Genomic DNA, 16638 nt, shown 5'->3' with positions numbered 1-16638 from the left:
GAGATCGGCGTTGCAAGAGACCAGGCAATGGGATACGAGCAGACCGATGGCGTATTGGTCGGCGCGCGTCATCGCGCCCCTCCTGGCCTCCTCGCTCCTCGTCGCCGCCGCCTCGGCTTCCATGCCGGCCGCGGCGCAGGAGGCCACCGCGCTCGACAGGCTCGCTCCCGCGCCCGCGGGCGACGGGTTGTCCACCGTCCCTTCTGCCGGCGTATCCGGCGAGCTCCGGCCGGCGGTCGGACTGCTACTTTCCTATTCATATCAACCGCTCAGCCTGCGCGGGACAGCGCCTGCAGGCGCTGTAACGTGGGTGGACCGGCAGGCGATCCTCCATGCGCTCGCGAGCGTCGAGCTCCTGCGCCGGGTCAAGCTCGACCTCGACGTGCCGCTCGTGCTGGACCAGGGCGGCGCGTCCGGCGCGCTCGGGGACGTCCGCGTCACGGCGCCCGCCGGCGGCGCCGCCCTCGCCGATCTCCAGCTCGGCGGCAGGGTGGCGCTCCTGCCCCAGGAGGGGCTCCGGCCGGCGGCGGCGCTCGGGCTCTCCGTCTGGCTGCCGACCGGCGACGCGTCGGCGTTCGCCGGCGCGGGCGCCGTGCGCTACGCGCCGCGGGTGATCGTGGGGGCGGAGCACCCGGGCTTCCTCTGGGCGGCCTCGGCGGGGGGCCGGTTCCAGCCGGCCTCGGCGGACAGCCTGACGGGCAGCGAGGTCTTCTTCTCCGCAGGCGCCGGCGTCCGCAAAGGCCCGCTGCAGCTCGGGTCGGAGCTCTCCGTGTGGGCCGCCGCCGGCGAGGCGTCGGCGCTCCGGGTCCCGGGCCGCGCGGGGGCGGAGCTCCTGCTCACAGCGCGCTGGTCGCTGGGCCCGCTCACGCTGGACGCGGGCGCCGGCCCCGGCTTCGGGCGGCTGCCCGGCACGCCGAAGGCGCGCTTCTTCGCGGCGCTCGGCATCGCCGCCGACGTCCTGCCGGCGGCGACGGCCCCCGCCGCCTCCCGGGTCCCCGCGGCCGCGCCTGCGGGGGCGGGCGGCGGCCGGGGCGCCGCGCGGGCGCCGGCTCCGGTCGCCGATCTCGACGGGGACTCGGTCCCCGACGCGGAGGACGCGTGCCCGCGGGTCATCGGCGAGGCGCGCCCGCCGGCCGCGGGCGCGCGGCCGGGGTTCCGGCGCGGCTGCCCGCCGGACCGGGACGAGGACGGGATCTACGACATCGACGATCGCTGCCCGGACGTGCCGGGGGTGAGCAGCGCCGCCGCGGACGGCGCCCCCGGGAGCGCGGGGTCGCGGCCCACGTCGAAGCACGGCTGCCCCGCGGACACGGACGGCGACGGCATCCCCAACGCGACGGACGCCTGCCCCTACGAGCGCGGCAAGCCGAGCGAGGACCGCGCGACGCACGGCTGCCCGTTCGCGGTGCGCATCGAGGGCTCGCAGATCGTCATCCTGCAGCAGGTCCAGTTCCCGACCGGCAGGGCCGAGATCGAGCCGGAGAGCTTCGAGCTGCTCTCCGAGGTCGCGGCGGTCCTCGAGGAGCACCCCGAGATCGCCCGGGTCGCGGTCGACGGCCACACGGACAACCAGGGCAACGCTCAGGCGAACCTGAAGCTCTCGCAGCGCCGCGCGCTCGCCGTCGTCGCGTGGCTCACGGCGCACGGCATCGACGCCCGCCGCCTCGAGGCGCGCGGCTTCGGCGCGCGCCGGCCCATCGCCGACAACCGCGCCCCCGACGGCCGGGCCAGGAACCGCCGGGTGGAGTTCCAGATCCGCAAGCGCACGGACGAGGGCGCGGCCGGCTGGAAGGACGGCCCGCTTGAGTGACCCGACGCGCGACGCGGCCGGCGTGCGGCCCTCGCCGCCACCGGCCGCGGGTGGGAATGACCGCAACACCCGGCCGCGCGCCGAGGCCTCCGCGTGAGGGCGCTCTCGCTCAAGACGAAGGCGATCGCGCTGTTCGCGGGGGTCGCGCTCGTCCCCGTGGCCGTCGCCGTGACGCTCCTCGCCGACGTGAACCGGCGCGCCGTGCGGACGTCCGAGGAGAGCTTGCAGGCGGCGATCCTCTCCGAGGTGGCCTCGGCCTCGATCCAGCTCGTCCGGGACGTCGAGAGCGACGTTGTCGCGGCGGCGGCCATCTTCGGCCACGCCGCGGGCGGCGCGATCCGGGACGAGGACGCTGTCGCGTCGGTGCGCGCCCTCGTCGCGACGCGCGCGCTGATCGACGCGGTGCGGCTGGAGGTGCCCGACGCGGGGATCAGCACCGTGATCCGCAAGGCGTCGTCCGGCGCCGACGTCCCCTCGGCGCCGGCTGCGCTGCGCCGGCTCGCGGACGAGCGCGGGGTCGGCTTCGGCGTGGTCGGGCCGGCCCGCGGCCTCCTCGTGGCCCGCGTGCGGTCCTCCGGCGACGCGAGCGCAGACCCGGCCGGCGCGCCGCCGCCTTCCCCGCGCGGCCCTGCCGGCTACGTGGTCGCGGAGGTGGCGCTCGACGCGCTCGGGCGCGATCTCGCGGCGATCGCCGAGCGGCGCTTCGGCGGCCGCGAGGTGCGCCTGCTCATCGCGGGCCACGACCGCCGGGCGATCGCGGCTTTCGGCGTGCCGGGCGCCGCGCCGGGCAGCGACGTCTCCGCCTTGCCGCTCTGGGGCAAGCTCCCGCCGGGCGCGGTGTGGACCGACGAGATCAGCGTGCTCAGCCCGCACGACGAGGGTGACCAGCGGATGATCGGCGCCATCGAGACGCTGCCCGACCTCGGCTGGGCGGTCGCGATCTGGCGGCCGGAGCCGGTGGCCTTCGCGGCGCTCGACGAGATGCGGCGCCGCGGCCTCGCGGTCGCCGCGGGGGCGCTCGTCCTCGCGCTCGTCCTCGCGGTCTTCACCGCCCGCCATGTCACGGGCCCGATCCTCCACCTCGTCGCGCAGGCGCGGCTCATCGGCGCCCGGCGCTGGCGCGAGATCGCGCTCGGCGAGGGGCTGCGCGGGCGGCGCGACGAGATCGGCGAGCTCGCGGCCTCGCTCGGCCGCATGGCCGAGGATCTCGAGCAGGGCGAGGCGGAGATCGCCCGGGAGGCGAAGCTCCGCGGCGATCTCGGCCGGTTCATGGACAGGGCCGTCGTCGACGCGATCGTGCGGGGCGAGCACCCGCTCGCGCTCGGCGGCAAGCGCGCGGCCGTGTCGGTGCTCTTCGCCGACGTCGTCGGCTTCACGCCGCTCGCCGAGTCGCGCGACCCCGAGCGCATGGTCGCCCTCCTCAACGAGCTCTTCTCGATGCTCACCGAGATCGTGTTCCGGCACGGGGGCACGGTCGACAAGTTCATCGGCGACTGCGTCATGGCCGTCTGGGGCGCCCCGCTCGCGCAGGCGGATCACGCGCGCCGCGCGCTCGCGGCGGCGGAGGACATGATGCGCTTCCTCGAGACGGCGAACGAGGAGTGGCGCGAGAAATACGACATCGAGGTCCGCCTCGGCGTCGGCGTGAACTCCGGAGAGGCGATCGTCGGCAACATCGGCTCCGACAAGCGGATGGAATACACGGTGATCGGCGACGTGGTGAACGTGGCCTCGCGGCTCGAGGCGATCGCGGCGCCGAACCAGGTGCTGGTCTCCGAGGCGACAAGGGCCCTCGCCGGCGACGCCTTCCCCCTGCGCGCGCTGGGCGAGCGCAACCTCACGGGGCGCCAGACGACGACGGCCGTCTATGCGCTCGATCCGGACTGAAGGACCGGACGCGATCCCTCACGATCCGCCGATCGGCAGCTCGACCGTGAGCGTCGCGCCCTGCCCTGGCGCGCGGATCGGCATCCTCAGGTCGACCCGGGAGAGGGAGCGCTGCGGCGCGGGCGATCAGTCATGAACCGCGTTGATGATGCCGTCGAAGAACTCGGCGCAGCCGATGTCGTCGAGCATCCGGGCCCAGCCGATGTCATCGAACGGCTGCGGCAGGCCGTGGTTGGTCAGGAGGACGCCGATGATCTCCAGATCCGGGTCGACCCACATGAACGTGCCGGCGCCGCCCGCCTTGCCGTAGGAGCGCGGCGACAGCCGCATGCCGCCGCTCGAGAAGCGGCTCGTCCAGAGCTCCCAGCCGAGGCCCTTCGGGGTGTAGAGCAGGTTGTTGATGGGCGAGGTGTCGGTCGCCGCCGCCGTCACCTGGGGCGTGTTGTTCTTCTTCATCTTGCGGACCAGATCGGGCCGCAGGACCTCGACGCCGCCATAGGCGCCGCCGTTCAGGATCATCTGGCAGAACACGGCGATGTCCCTCGCCGTGGAGAAGACGCCGTCGCAGCCGGTGACGCCGCCCAGCGCGAAATCCTGCTCGTCCTGCACCTCGCCGCGGACGACGCAGTCCCGGATGCTCGAGTACCCCGTGGCCGCGATGCGCTCGACGAGCGCCGGGGGCGGGCAGTACATCGTGTCGTTCATGCCGAGAGGACCCCAGATGCACCCGCCCGCGACGGTATCGAGATCTTCCCCCGCGGCGGCCTCGATCATGCACCCCAGGAGGCGGTACGTGAGATCGCTGTAAAGCACCGACGTACCCGTCGGGTACTCGAGCGGCGTCTCGGCCATGAGAGACCACACGGTCTCGGCGTCCGGCTCGTCGAGGCGCTGGTTGTCCATCGGCAGACCGGCCGAGTAACGGAGCATGTCGTAGACGGTGACGGCCCCCTTTCCGTTGGCGGCGAACGCCGGCAGGTAGCTGGCCACCGGATCGGTCAGCCGGATCACCCCCTCTTGCACGAGCGCGAGCGCCGACGCGGCCGTCGAGAGCACCTTGGTCATCGATTGCAGGTCGAAGATCGTGTCGAGCGTCACCGGCTCGTCGGCGCCGGCGACCTTGCTGCCGAAGGCCCGCTGACCCACGATGACTCCACGCCGCGCGATCAGCGCCGTGGCGCCCGGGAACAGGGCGTCGTTCACCCGGCGCTGGATCCGCGCGAAGACGTCCTCCAGCCGTTCGGAGCTCATGCGCACGTCCTCGGGCCGCCCCGCGGTGAGCGTGGTGCAGGAGCTGCCTCTCCACGGGTTCGAGCCGAGCGCGGGCGGCGCGGCGGCCACCGCGGCGAGCTGGGTCATCCCTTGCAAGAACTGCCTGCGGTTGAACGCTCGTCGTTGTTCGGTCATGGCGCTTCCCAACCTTGCTTTCATGAAGAACGAATGATTCCACGATGCCGCCCGGCAGGGCCCGGAGCGTATTCAACGTGGGCGTCTGACGCGAGGAATCGCAAATTGCACGCCAGCGCTGCCTGCCTTCTCTCCTTCGAGCCCGATCGCCGACAAGATCGAAGTTCTCGCTGCCTCTTCAGCCCCGCGGCTGGGCGCGTCGCCTCCGATTGAGCTGGCACGGCGGGAATCGACGCGCAATCGATTGCGGGAAGACGCAAGCAGATGTGCGCTCCCCTCGACATCCAGGACGACCGCGGACGGGCGTGGACGAATGCACGGCACGTTTCCGACCGCGCTTCGAGGCGGGGTGGCCGGCCGCTGACACGGCATTCGAGCGTCGCTCCTCCGGCGCTGCCGCGCCGCTCGACGGCCCGTCCTGGAGGCGCGATCGCCGCGGACGGCACCTCTCGAGGTGCGCCACACGACATCTGACGGCCAGCGCGAGAGGAGACCTCCGCGCGCGCTCGGTCGAGGGCAGCCCCGCGATCTGCCCGCTACCCCGTCCGCCGCGCTCATCGCCGGCTCCGATTTGTCTCCTGCCAAACAGCTCTCACAGGTCGATTGGATCGATTGGAGAGCAGCGTGACCGATTCGCTGCCATAGCAGGATATCGACGGTGCTGCCCTGTGGCGAAGCCGCCGCGCGCCGCGCTCCCCTCATGTCCTTTCGCCCCTCAGGACGGGCGGGTGGCCCGCCCGCGCTGAGCCCCGGCTCGGCGGGCCAGCGGTGCGCCCGGACCGAGCCGCACCAGCGACCGCCGGTGCTCCGCTGTCGCGTCTGCATGCCCCAGCATGCAACTGCATGCTCCGGCATGCAACAGAGCTCCTGCGGAGATATGACCGCAGAGGATTCTTTCCGCATCGCAACCGAAGCGTCGCGTCCATGCTGCAGGGCGCCGGAGCGGATGGCGGTCATCCATTGCGGGTGCTCCTCGGCGCGGTCGATCGCCGCGCTGCCCGCGGGACCTCCCGGGGCGATCTCGAGTTTCGCCCCACGATCCGCGGCTCCGCGTACGCTGTTGAATCTCGTCTCGACGTCACGGCCCCGGCGAGGCACTCAAGTCTCGCGTTCTGTCCGGCGTTGGCGCTGCGCTCGTCGCTCTCAGCCTGTCGACCACCGCGCTGGCGTCGTGGTCCACCCCGGCTCCCACCGACGTGCCCGACTACACGAGCGTGTCCGGCGCCGTCGGCCTCATCACCGCCCAGATCACGGACATCATCGCGCTGGTCGGCGTGAGCGCCGAGGACATCAAGGTCGTATATCTCGACGATATCCTCTCGGGCGACGAGCTCGTGAACGTGAACAACACGCTGAACAACCTGCTGGTGAAGCTTCAGCTCGTCAGCCGTCAGAACTCGCTGGACAGGATCGACCTCCTCAACAACGTGAAGATCGGCGACATCCTCAGCGACAACGACGTCGACCTCAAGGATGTCGTCGCCGTCAAGGTCTTCGACGAGGGCAAGGGCCTCGTCTTCGGCAAGTAGGACGCCTGCATCGACGGCGCGGGGCGCCGGCATCACGAGATCGAAGCCCGGGAGGCGCGCTGCCTCCCGGGTCACGGCATCCACGCCTGCATCGGCGCGGCGCTGGCCCGCATGGAGGCCCGCGCGGCGCTCGAAGCGCTTGTCGCGCGCTTCCCCCGGGTCGAGCGCGGCCCCGGCGCGATCGTCTACAATCGCACGCTCACCGTGCGCGGCCCGGTCGCCCTGCCGCTGCGGTTCATCGCCGGGCCGGCGTGACGCGCGCAGACGAGGGTGACTGAGGTGCGTCACCCGCTCTCGACGGTCGTGGCAAGTCGCGGCAAAAAGCCCTCCCGCGCGTGCTCATCTTGACAGAGGGCGCGCCCGCGCTATCCTCGGCACACCGGTCAGGAACAGGATCCGTCATTCCACCGACCGCCGAGTCATGACGGGCCGCGCAAGCGCCAGGCGACGATAGACCCAAGGATGTCCCCGAGCCTCCCTGGCCGGGGATGACGAGGTCGCGCCATGCGAAAGGCGGAAATCGACGCCCTGGTGCGCGCGCATCGGGGCCGTGCCCGTCCCGTCGCGTTCTTTCACGTGCTTCGCCAGCCGGCGCTCGAGCCGGACGATCATGCCTTCTTGTCCGAGCACATCGAGGAGCTCGGGACATCCGATCTCCTGCGCTGGAGGGCGCGGTGCGAGAGCGGCTTCAGCGGGCCGGTGATCCAGCAGCTCGCCCGGCTCGCGATCCGGGATCCCGCGCACTTCCAGCACGAGGTGCTGGGCGTGCCGCGCCTCACGCTCGACGAGGAGGAGTGGATCGAGCTCTCGGATCTCGTGCGCGGCAAGGTCCCGGCGGGGATCTACGAGCGCGTGCTCGCGCGCTGCAAGCGCGAGCCTGTGCAGTGGGCCTCGGGGTTCGTCTTCTCGCCCGGGGTCTACCGGGGGCTGCCGCCGCTCCTCGACGGCGACGAGCTCGACGGCCTCGGCGCGGAGCGCCCCGCGCTGCGCGATCTGCCGGTCGCGAAGATCCTCGCGGCGCGGCGGGCGGGGGTGCTGTCGCTCGACGACGGCGCGCTCGCCGCCCTGGCGATGGAGCGCGCGCGCGGCTCGGACGAGGACTGGAGCGTCGATATCCCCCATTTCCCCGCGGTGCTGCGGGACGCGATCCTCGAGAAGGCGCGGCGGACGCCGCGGGGGGCAGAGCGGGCGAACCTGCTCGGCTGGCTGGAGGCGCACGGCGTGGCGAGGGCCGCGCTGATGGATATCGCGCTCGGCGCGATCCGGGCGGGGGGCGACGCATATGCCCTGCTCCCGTGGCTCGCGCGTCAGCTGACGACGCGGGCCGCCTGGGACAAGCACGGTCTGGAGACGCTCTCTGCGCTGATGTCGAGGCGCGCCTTCTCGGAGATAGGCGAGCTCGTGACGCTCGCGTGGAGCGACGCCGGCCAGGGCGGCAAGGAGGTCTCCCGCGGCTTCCTGGAGGCGATCCAGGTCGCCTTCGCGCTGGTCCTCCTCGGGATGGCGCGGGAGGCGCTCGCGGCGGGCCGAAAGGCAGGCGCGACGGCGGCGCTCTCGGCGCTCGCGTGCCTCGACCCGCCGTCGCGGGTGAGCCGCGCGGTCCACGAGCTCCGGCGGGTCCCGGGCGCGAGCGAGGATGAGGATGTCGTGGAGCTCATCGCCGTGAACGAGCGCCTCGTGAAGCACAGCGACGCACGCGACGCCTCGCTGGAGGGGTTCGTGGCCGCCCTTCACGCGATCGCCGACGCGTCCTGCTGAGCGCCGCCGGCGCCGCGCCGCGCGCGGGGGCGGCCGTGGCAACAGAGCAGCTCGCGGCCGGCAGCGCGTGACGTAGCGCGGAGGGCGGGCGCCGGGGCGCGGCGCGCCGGCGAGCCGGGCGCGCCGCGCTCGATGCGGAGATTCATGAGGGGGAGCGGCCGCCGCCCTCCCTTCCAGCGCGGGGGCCGACCGCGGCCTCCCTTCCAGCGCGAGGGGGGACGGTCGCGCTCCTTTGCCATGCGGCGTCGGGCCGTGGCCTTCGCTTCCAGCGCGACGGCCGCCTGTCGCCTTCGCTTCCAACGCGGGGACCGGCCTTGCCTCCCCTCGAACGTCGACTCTGGAGGAGCACGCCGATGGCGTTCATCAACTATGCGAGCCGGGAGATCTACTGCAAGATCGTCTATTACGGGCCCGGGCTCGGCGGGAAGACGACGAACCTTCAATACGTGTACGACCGGACCGTGCCGAACGCCAAGGGGCGGCTCATCTCGCTCAAGACCGAGAGCGATCGCACGCTGTTCTTCGATTTTCTGCCGCTCGATCTCGGGGGCCTCTCGGGCTTCCGGACGCGCCTTCAGCTCTACACGGTGCCGGGCCAGATCTTCTACAGGGCGAGCCGGAGGCTGATCCTGAAGGGGCTGGATGGCGTCGTGTTCGTGGCGGACTCGCAGCGCGCCCGGCTCGACGCCAACCTCGAGTCGATGACCGACCTGTGGGACAACCTCGCCGAAGAGGGCCGCTCGCCCGGGCGGCTGCCGTTCGTGATCCAGTACAACAAGCGGGATCTCGACGGGATCGCCGGTATCGCGGAGCTCCGCGGGCTCCTCAACCCGGGCGGAGCGCCCGAGTTCGAGGCCGCGGCGGCGAGCGGCCGCGGGGTCTTCGACACGCTGAGGGCGATCGCGAAGCTCGCTCTCAAGGAGATGGATCGCGGGCGCCGCTGAGGCCTCCCGCGCGCGGCGTGCGCCCGCCCACGCCATCCCGCGCCCACCTCACCCCACGCCCGAGCGCGGCCCGGCGGCGACGCGAAAAAAAAATGCGCCCCCGTGTCGATCCGGCTCGCCCCCGTTCGTCGCCCTGCTGAGCGCCGGGGTTCGTCCCGGCAACGACCCCCGGAGAGAGCATGGGAAAAGGAGCGCCGTGTTTCCGCTGCGCGTCGGCGCGTGATGGCCGCCGATCCGGGAGGTCTCGTGGAGAGCGTCGAACCGAACCACGGCAGCTCGTAAGTTTTCTTTCGACCTAGAACCGAGGAGAATGTGGATATGCGTTTCATGATCATGCACAGGACCAACGCGCAGACGGAAGCCGGCGCGATGCCGAGCCCCGAGTTCATCGCGCGTCTGGGGCAGTTGATGGGGGAGCTGGTGAAGACAGGGGTGATGCGCGGCGGCGAGGGGCTCCGCCCGAGCGCGCACGGCGTTCGCCTCCAGTTCGCGGGCGGCCGGCGTACGGTCACGCGGGGGCCGTTCGGCGCGGCGAAGGCGGTGCCCGCCGGCTTCGCGATCTTCCGCGTCGCGTCGCTCGACGAGGCGATCGGCTGGGCGTCGCGCTTCGCGGAGGTGATCGGCGACGTCGACATCGACATCCGTCCCGTGACCGAGATGTGGGATCTCGGCATGGCGCCGAGGCCCGAGGGGCTCACGACGACGCGGTACATGGCGGTCCACTCCCACGACGCGGCGGAGGGCGGCGCGCCGCCCACGCCGAAGCAGATGGCGGAGATGGGCCGCCTCATCGAGGAGATGACCCGGGCCGGCGTGCTGCTCGCGACCGAGGGGCTGCAGCCGAGCGCGAAGGGCGCGCGTATCGTGTCGGCCGGCGGCAAGCAGACGGTGGTCGACGGGCCGTTCGCCGAGTCCAAGGAGCTGATCGCCGGGTACGTCATCGTCGATGTGCCGTCGCTGGGCGACGCAAAGGACCTGGCGCTCCGCTACGCGGACTTCGTGGGCGACATCGAGATGGACGCCCGCGCGCTGTCCTGACGTCGGTTGGGTACAGCCAGCGGGCTCCTCGACCCGAACGGAGCGCCCGAGCTCGACGCCGCGGCGACGAGCGGCCGCGGAGTGTTCGATACCCAGAGGGCGATCGCGAAGCTCGCCCTCTGGGAGATGGATCGCGGGCGCCGCTGAGGCGCACCGGCAGGAAGCAGGAAGACCGGCAGGAAGACCGACAGGAAGACCGGCAGGAAGACCGACAGGAAGACCGGCAGGAAGACCGACAGGAAGACCAGAGACGCCGCGCGTCCTGCGGGAGCGCTCGGCCGCGATTTCTCTTGACGATTTTTCAGGCAGCTGAAACCGTGACGCGCATTGTGGGCGAGCCGTCAACAGCAGCGCACAGCGGGCCCATTACCCCCTGACCGAGCGCGTTCCTCCGAGCTCCGCGGGAGGCGCAGGCGGCCCTCGTCGACGCAACCCACCACTCCGTCAGGAGATCCTCCAGATGAAATCCGAACGCGCACTCCAGCACGCAAGCTCTGCCATCGTTCTCATGTCCATCGCCCTCTTCTCGACGGGGTGCTTCTCGCTGCTCACCGCCGCGGCCGCTTCCGACGACGCCAAGGCGCGGGAAGCGCAGGAAGCGCAGAAGGAGAAGAAGGAAGCTCCCCCGATCCCCGCGCCCGGCAAGATTCACGACGAGGCGCTCGCGCAGCAGCTCGTGGACAAGATGAAGTCCAAGGGGACCATCACGGCCGCCAAGGTGATCTTCTCCGACGACGAGTGGCGGATCGAGCGCAACGAGAACAGCGGGATCGTGACGGGCCGCGTGGCGAACGCCACCGTGATCTACAAGAAGAAAGACGGCAAGTGCACCCAGGACCCGTCGGTGCTGCGCCAGGAGTTCGTCGGCAATGAGTTCGTCGGCCCTGGCGAGTGGGCCCTGATGATGACCGACAAGTACGAGATCCCGTGTGAGAAGGGCGGCCTGTAGCGCGGTGCTCGGACGAGCGTGATGTGAGCCGCCAGGGCGCCGAGGACGCCGGGAGAAGCGCGCTGAGCTCTCCTTTCGCCCTCGGCGCCCTGGCTTTTTGTTGTCCCCGGGTGCCAGGAAGACGGCCAGCTCACGCCGAGTCAGTGCGCCCAGTCATGCAACGCCGAGCGCCTGTAGCCGCGTCTGGCTTCCTCGCCCGCTCGGCGGGCGCCCGGCCCCGTGCGCCGCGTCCGCCGTGCCGACGCGACGCTTCGCCTGGCACTGGGAGGCGCGAGGCGCGCGAGAGAAAGCCTGCACGCGTGCGGGAAATACAGTACACCCCACGGATGGTAGAGACGTGCGGGATCTGCGGCGGCGACGGTCGGATCGCCAACTCGTTTGGAAATACGACCACGTGCCCGAGCTGCCACGGCTCCGGCCGGCGGTCCGACGAGGGAGGCCTCCGCGACGTCACCAAGACGAAGGCCTCGCACCACCGCCCGACGAACGTGGCCGCCGTCGTCGAGAAGCAGACGTGGCCCGCGACCCTCGAAGGCGGCCAGCTCGCGAACGAGGTGAAGGCCAGCGCGACCGTCTCCAACGAGACGAAGGCGAAGCTGACGCGCGAGATCATCGAGCACGAGGGCAGCCACGGCAAGTGCACGCAAACCTTCATCAAGAAGATCCGCAAGCAGATCCGCCCGCCGACGCCCTGACCCCCGGCGCAGATCGCGGGTGCGGGTGCAGGTCGAGCCCCCGCTGACGTCAGGCGTCGCGCAGGACGCCGGCAGCCAGGCGCGCCGGCGGCGCTCACAGAGGCACCTACTGGACATTTGTCCACATGCTGTGGATTTCTTGTGGGTGGCCCGCGCCTCCATGTCGCCTCGATCGCCACAAGCGGGTCGAACGTCGGGAGCCAGCCTGCTTCAGCCAACTTCCTGATCTGGTGGGACGCGGACGAGCTGCGTGAGCTGCAGAACAACACGTCGATCACCAAGTACGGCGGCGGCTCGCTGCTCAGCTGCAGCCAGTGCGCCTCGAACAACGGCACGAAGTCGACGCCGGCGCTCACGGCCGACCTGGTCGGCGACTGGCGGGAAGAGATCGTGTGGCGTGAGTCGGACAGCTCGGCGCTGCGGCTGTACACGACGACGAACGTGACGACGCGGCGGATCTACACGCTGATGCACGACCCGCAATACCGCATGCAGATCACCTCGGAGCAGACCGCCTACAACCAGCCGCCTCACCCGAGCTTCCACATCGGCGGTGGCAAGGCGGCGCCCCCCAGGCCTGATATCCACGTCCGGTGACGTGGACCGCGGCGGACGCACAGGACGGGCAGGTCAATCCCGGTACCGCGCGAGCAGCAGGCCGGCGTCCGCGGTGCCATCGGCGACGAAGCCCGCCATGGTGCGGGCGCCGGTCTCGTTGAAATGGGTGCCGTCGACCGTGCCGTCCGCCCGGACGAGGAAGAAGTCCTCGCCCGCCGCCACGCACCCGATCGAGTTCAGGTGGGCGAGCGTCTTCTCGTTGAGATCGATGACGGGCACGTCCAGCTCGGCCCCGAGCTCCCGCATCGCCTGCGCATACGCGCCCACGCCGTTGCCGAAATTATGGCTGTCGTCGGTGCACGATCGCCGCGGGGGCGGGGTGACAAGCACCGGGTTGGCGGCCTGCGCCTGCGCGCCCGTGATGTACTGCGTGAGGTAAGATTTGAAGTCCGTCGCGGGGTCGAGGTAGTACGGAATCGTGGCGCCGTCGTGCTCGTACGTCGCGGTCCTGTTGCTGTCGTTGGTACCGAACTGCACAAGCAAGTAATCGCCGCTCTGGATGTCCTCGAGGAGCTCGGTCAGTCGGTCCTCGTCGATGAACCGGCGCGCGGTCCGGCCGCCGATGGCCCGGTTCTCGACGTGCACCCGCGCGTCGAAGAACTCTCCCAGCATCTGACCCCAGCCCGCCTGATGAAGGGAGCTGTTCACGTACGTCTGAACGGTCGAGTCGCCGGCGATGTACACCGACACATCCGGCAGCGCGGCGCTCCCGCCGCCGCCTTCGGAGCCGCCCGAGGCGCTCGTGGTTCCCCCGGCTGCGCCCCCGCCGCCGCCTTCGGCCGAGCCCCCTTCGCCTGAGCCACCTCCCCCCGCGCCGCCCGCCCCCGTGACGCCGGCGCCTGGTTCGCTGCCCGCGCCGCTGCTGCTGCTGCTGCTGCTGCTGCTCTGGGCCGGGGGCCGGTCGTCGGCGTCTGCTGGGCCGCAGCCGCCGGACGCGAGGCCGGTGACGAGAGAAGGAAGCACGATGGTCAGGAAGATGGGGTGAATTCGCATGACGGACTCCTGCTGAAAAATGACCTACGGACGAGCATGCTTTGGGTGCGCCGTCAGAGCTCGATGCCGACGAGCACACCTGGCCGGAGCCGGTAACGCGCAAGGACGGTCTCGGTCCCCTGCTCGAGCGACAGCTCGTAGCGGACGCGCGCGGGGTCGAGCTCGACGAAGAGCTCCGTGAACAGCCGGAGATCCCGGCTCAGCGGCAGCTTGACCACCGAGCCGGCCGCCAGCACGAGCGCGTTCGAGGCGCTCGCGGCCGAGGGGACGAACGCCGACGGCCCCGCGCTGCCCGGCCTCGGCGCCGCGTCCACATGATCGATGCCCGCGCCGAGCCGCACGCCGACCTCGAGCGGCGTCACGCCCGTGGCAAGGGAATAGAGCCAGCAGGCGTCCGCCCGGAGCGCGATCGTGCGGAGATCGAGGCCGATGCGCGGCTCCTCGTAACGGCGCTCGAGCTGGTACTGGAAGCGCGTGTCGAGGGCGAGCCGGTGCTTCCCCCAGCTCCCGCCGAGCGCCACGCGCACGCCGGGGCCGTGCGTCAGGCCGACCTCGGCCGAGTGGATCGTCACGCCGTAGAAAGCCCCGAGCTCCAGCGCCCGCCGGCGCGCCGGCGCCGCCGCGGGGACCGGCGCGTCGGCGAGCGCCTCAGGGGGCGTCGTCTGGCGGAGGATGAGCGCGCGCGCCTGCTCTCGATCGAGCGAAGCGCGCGCGTCCACGCGCAGCGACCGCAGCGACAGCTCCACGACCTGCGCCACGGACTCGCGGTCGAGCTCGTCGAAGCGGCCCGAGAGCTCGATCGAGCGCACCAGGAAGCGATCGGCCACGGGATCCGTGAAGTAAAGCACGGCGCGGCGCAGGTCGCTCACGTCGATCCAGCACGAGAGGGCCACGCCGGAGGAGGCCCGCGTTGCGAAGAGCGCCGTCGCGTTGAACCGCGGCGCGGTCCGGAAGCGGACCGCGAACGCCGAGAGCGCCTCGGACTCGAGCGCCGTCCGGATCGCGCCGAGGTTGTCCGCAGCGCCCGTGAGCACGATCTCCACCACCGGTGCTCCGGACACAGGCGCTCCGGACACAGGCGCTCCGGATACAGGTGCTCCGGACACAGGTGCTCCGGACACAGGTGCTCCGGGCGCCCCGGACGACGCCGCTGCCGTCCCGTCGCTCGCCAGGGCGCGCGCCGCGGAGAGCGCGACGGCCGCGGCGACCGCGAGCCAGACCGTCGCCCGCTTCGTGATCACCCTCCGAGCTCGGCGAGGCGGCGGCGGGCGTGCTCGACATACGGCGAGCCCGGGTGCTCCCGGAGCAGGCGCCGCCAGCTCTGGGCCTCCTCGGCGGAGCGGCCGAGCGCCCGCAAGGCGCGCCCGCGGCCGTAGAGCGCCTCGACCGCCAGCGGCCGCGAGCTGGCCACGCCGAGGTACCGGTCGAACTGCGCGAGCGCCGCGGCGGGCGAGCCGGTGTCGAGGAGCAGGCTGCCCAGCGACACGAGGGAGAGCGTGGCCTCGGGCGACGTCGCGAAGCGCTTCTGGAGCGAGCGATAGAGCTCGATGGCACGCCGGGAGCTCCCGGCGCGCCGCACGTCGTTGGCCTCCCGGAAGAGCTGCTCCGCCGTCGAGGCGGAGGAGGACGACGCTGCCGCGCTCGCCCCGCGCGAGGCGTCGCGCGGCCGCGGCGCAGGCGCCGCGAGCGCCGGCAGCGCCGCTCCGGAGGGCGCCGGCGCGCCGGCAGACAGAACGGCCTGGGGGAGCGCGACCGCGCGCGGGCGGGACATCACCGCGCGCACCGAGGGCTCCAGCAGGCGGGCGATCGGCCCTGACGCCGTCTCCGGGTGCCGACGGACGAGCGCCGTGGCCGCGGCGGCGACGCCGCACGCGAGGACGGCCGCCGCGGCGTAGAGCCAGGCGCTGCGCCGCCATCCGGCCCCGCGCCGCCCCGCGAGACCGCCCTCGAGTCGCGCCTCGTCGTCTCCGCGCCGGACATCGTTGTCGGGCCGCACGGCCGCGCTCGCGGGCCACACCGGCGCGCCGTCGCGCCGCAGGTCGATCGCGACCCCGCCGATCGCGGCGTTCGCGATACGCGCGAGGAGCTCCGCGTCCCCGGGTTCCGCCGCGCCCGCGGCATCGAAATCCTGCGCAAGCTCCCAGGTGATCCGGCATGACTCGCAGGAGCCGAGGTGGGCGTCGAAGGCGAGCCGGTCGGGCTCGGTCGCGACGCCGCGGCGCACCCGGAGGAGGAGCTCGTTCCGGCAATCCGCGCTCATGATTCCCTCCCCCGGAAGAGCTCGGCCAGCTTCGCGTTGTTGGCGAGCGCGCGCTTCAGCGCCTCCTTGCCGAGCCGGAGACGGCTCCAGACCGTGTTCGGAGAGACGCGGGCCAGCGCCGCGATCTCGTCGACCGTGTAGCCGAGCACGAAGTGGAGGGCGAGCGCCTCCGCGGTCGACTCCGGCATCCTGTCGAGCACCTCGAGCACCATCTCGCGCCGCCGGTTGGAGACCGTCTCGGCGAACGGCGACGCGCCGCGCTCGTCCGGTGCGATATCGATCGGCGCGTCCGGCTCGTCGAAGCGCGCGCGCACACGGAGGCGCCGGCGCGCGCCGAGCGCGCTCATCACGGCGATGCGGTTCGCGAAATGGAGCACGGTACACTCCGCGCGGAAGGAGGGCAGCGCCTGGAGCAGCGCGAGCACGGCCTCCTGGGTTACATCTTCGACGTCGGCGTGATGAGGGCCAAGCACCTTCCTCACGCTCCGCAACATGGCCCCACCGAGCTCGGTGATGAGCGTGCGGATGGCCGCGGGATCGCGCGCCGCCGCGGCCCGAGCGAGCCCGAGCAGGTCGTCCGCCCTCGGAGGTGCTCCCTCCGGCGGCGCGGGGAGATCGATCGCGGGCTTTCGCATGTCGAAGACGATGCACGAGGCCAGAAGTCTGGGTCAAGGCACACTTGGGTGCGGTCTGCGGACAGCGGCCTCGCCGCTCCGCGTTGACGCCGCGAGACGCGCGAGGCCGCCGCGA

Annotated in this window: 16 protein-coding genes; 11 read left to right on the top strand and 5 right to left on the bottom strand. The window is 72.1% G+C overall.

Annotated elements, in window-relative coordinates; all coding sequences use genetic code 11:
• Positions 1-46: 46 nt before the first annotated feature.
• Both WMF28_RS07500 and WMF28_RS07495 read left to right on the top strand, forming a co-directional pair.
• Positions 47-1810: an OmpA family protein gene (locus tag WMF28_RS07500; protein ID WP_437601411.1), complete on the top strand. Its 1764-nt coding sequence runs from the start codon at positions 47-49 to the stop codon at positions 1808-1810.
• 93 nt (positions 1811-1903) lie between these two features.
• Positions 1904-3697: an adenylate/guanylate cyclase domain-containing protein gene (locus WMF28_RS07495; protein WP_437601409.1), complete on the top strand. Its 1794-nt coding sequence runs from the start codon at positions 1904-1906 to the stop codon at positions 3695-3697.
• Between the two features lie 126 nt (positions 3698-3823).
• Here WMF28_RS07495 and WMF28_RS07490 read toward each other — a convergent pair whose 3' ends face one another.
• Entirely contained in the window at positions 3824-5104 is a 1281-nt protein-coding gene (locus WMF28_RS07490; RefSeq protein ID WP_437601408.1) for a serine hydrolase domain-containing protein, read from the bottom strand.
• A 1196-nt stretch (positions 5105-6300) separates the two neighbouring features.
• On the opposite strand from WMF28_RS07490, the gene WMF28_RS07485 reads away from it, so the two are divergent.
• The 9 genes from WMF28_RS07485 (at position 6301) to WMF28_RS07445 (ending at position 12614) form a co-directional block, all read left to right on the top strand.
• Entirely contained in the window at positions 6301-6633 is a 333-nt protein-coding gene (locus tag WMF28_RS07485; RefSeq protein WP_437601407.1) for a hypothetical protein, read from the top strand.
• 111 nt (positions 6634-6744) lie between these two features.
• Positions 6745-6888 (top strand): hypothetical protein, encoded by a 144-nt coding sequence (locus WMF28_RS07480; protein ID WP_437601406.1) that lies wholly within the window; start codon positions 6745-6747, stop codon positions 6886-6888.
• A 249-nt stretch (positions 6889-7137) separates the two neighbouring features.
• Positions 7138-8391 carry a hypothetical protein gene (locus WMF28_RS07475; RefSeq protein ID WP_437601404.1) on the top strand — a complete coding sequence of 418 codons (1254 nt, stop codon included), beginning with the start codon at positions 7138-7140 and terminating at the stop codon, positions 8389-8391.
• A 353-nt stretch (positions 8392-8744) separates the two neighbouring features.
• Positions 8745-9335 (top strand): GTP-binding protein, encoded by a 591-nt coding sequence (locus tag WMF28_RS07470; protein ID WP_437601402.1) that lies wholly within the window; start codon positions 8745-8747, stop codon positions 9333-9335.
• A 318-nt stretch (positions 9336-9653) separates the two neighbouring features.
• Positions 9654-10373: a YciI family protein gene (locus WMF28_RS07465; RefSeq protein WP_437601400.1), complete on the top strand. Its 720-nt coding sequence runs from the start codon at positions 9654-9656 to the stop codon at positions 10371-10373.
• A 6-nt stretch (positions 10374-10379) separates the two neighbouring features.
• On the top strand, positions 10380-10520 hold the full coding sequence (locus WMF28_RS07460) for a hypothetical protein (protein WP_437601399.1): 141 nt from the start codon (positions 10380-10382) through the stop codon (positions 10518-10520).
• 361 nt (positions 10521-10881) lie between these two features.
• Positions 10882-11322, top strand: coding sequence for a hypothetical protein (locus WMF28_RS07455; RefSeq protein ID WP_437601398.1), 441 nt, complete (start codon positions 10882-10884; stop codon positions 11320-11322).
• Between the two features lie 326 nt (positions 11323-11648).
• Positions 11649-12017 (top strand): molecular chaperone DnaJ, encoded by a 369-nt coding sequence (locus tag WMF28_RS07450; protein ID WP_437601397.1) that lies wholly within the window; start codon positions 11649-11651, stop codon positions 12015-12017.
• Positions 12018-12158: 141 nt separating this feature from the next.
• Entirely contained in the window at positions 12159-12614 is a 456-nt protein-coding gene (locus WMF28_RS07445) for a hypothetical protein (protein WP_437601396.1), read from the top strand.
• A 33-nt stretch (positions 12615-12647) separates the two neighbouring features.
• Here the strand turns inward: WMF28_RS07445 and WMF28_RS07440 are convergent, their stop codons facing one another.
• The 4 genes from WMF28_RS07440 to WMF28_RS07425 are packed head-to-tail and all read right to left on the bottom strand — an operon-like array spanning position 12648 to position 16523.
• Positions 12648-13628 carry a rhamnogalacturonan acetylesterase gene (locus WMF28_RS07440; RefSeq protein ID WP_437601395.1) on the bottom strand — a complete coding sequence of 327 codons (981 nt, stop codon included), beginning with the start codon at positions 13626-13628 and terminating at the stop codon, positions 12648-12650.
• Between the two features lie 53 nt (positions 13629-13681).
• Positions 13682-14869, bottom strand: coding sequence for a hypothetical protein (locus WMF28_RS07435; protein ID WP_437601394.1), 1188 nt, complete (start codon positions 14867-14869; stop codon positions 13682-13684).
• Positions 14866-15888, bottom strand: coding sequence for a tetratricopeptide repeat protein (locus tag WMF28_RS07430; protein ID WP_437601393.1), 1023 nt, complete (start codon positions 15886-15888; stop codon positions 14866-14868). The genes WMF28_RS07435 and WMF28_RS07430 overlap by 4 nt, the downstream gene beginning before the upstream one ends.
• Positions 15885-16523, bottom strand: a complete 639-nt coding sequence (locus WMF28_RS07425) for an RNA polymerase sigma factor (protein WP_437601392.1) — start codon at positions 16521-16523, stop codon at positions 15885-15887. Before WMF28_RS07425 ends, WMF28_RS07430 begins: the two co-directional genes overlap by 4 nt.
• Positions 16524-16638 lie beyond the last annotated feature (115 nt).

Source organism: Sorangium sp. So ce590, assembly GCF_051521365.1.
Taxonomy (GTDB): domain Bacteria; phylum Myxococcota_A; class Polyangia; order Polyangiales; family Polyangiaceae; genus Sorangium.
Note: the sequence above shows the minus strand (reverse complement) of the source record. Positions and strands in the feature narration are given on the sequence as shown.